This is a genomic window from Gluconobacter sp. P1D12_c, assembly GCF_018812105.1.
In the GTDB taxonomy this organism is placed as follows: domain Bacteria; phylum Pseudomonadota; class Alphaproteobacteria; order Acetobacterales; family Acetobacteraceae; genus Gluconobacter; species Gluconobacter oxydans_A.
In genome coordinates this window covers 1-506 of record NZ_JACSIQ010000318.1, presented here as the reverse complement: position 1 = coordinate 506, position 506 = coordinate 1, and the positions used below count along the sequence as shown (strand labels likewise).

The window sequence follows — 506 nt, the reverse complement described above, 5'->3', positions numbered from 1 at the left end:
TTCCGCAGGGTCGCGTCAAATCGGTCAAACAGCCTTTCAATGGCACCCGCCTGTGTCAAACGCTCACGAAACAGCCAGACCGTTTTGGCATCCGGCACGCGGTCCGACAGCCCCAATCCCAGAAAGCGCATGAACGACAGGCGGTCGTTGATCAGATACTCTGTCCGTTCATCAGACAAAGTGTTCAACGTCTGGATGACCAGAATTTTGAACATCAGCACCGGATCAAACGGCGGACGTCCGCCTTTACTTCCGTCTGAATAGGCCAGAGCCAGCTCCAGATCAGGGCGGAACATCTCAAAATCCACAGTCCGGGAAAAGGCCTCCAGCTGATCGCCAAGCCCGCTCAGCCGAGCAAGGCGCTCTTCAACATCAAAGAAACCAGGCTGATGATGATGCAGCCCGGTTTTTTTGATGTTGAAGAKCGCCTKGCTCGKCTGAGYGGGCTTGGCGATCAGCTGGAGGCCTTTTCCCGGACTGTGGATTTTGAGATGTTCCGCCCTGAT

At 55.2% G+C, this 506-nt stretch carries 1 protein-coding gene and 1 pseudogene; one reads left to right on the top strand and one right to left on the bottom strand.

Annotation, left to right across the window (positions count from 1 at the left end; genetic code table 11):
* On the bottom strand, nt 1-401 hold a 401-nt coding region (locus tag KP705_RS16960), incomplete at its 3' end, for a transposase (protein ID WP_215765112.1).
* On the opposite strand from KP705_RS16960, the pseudogene KP705_RS20330 reads away from it, so the two are divergent.
* A pseudogene (locus KP705_RS20330) lies at nt 390-506 on the top strand (IS5/IS1182 family transposase); the annotation flags it as partial. The gene KP705_RS16960 and the pseudogene KP705_RS20330 sit on opposite strands and share 12 nt — an antisense overlap.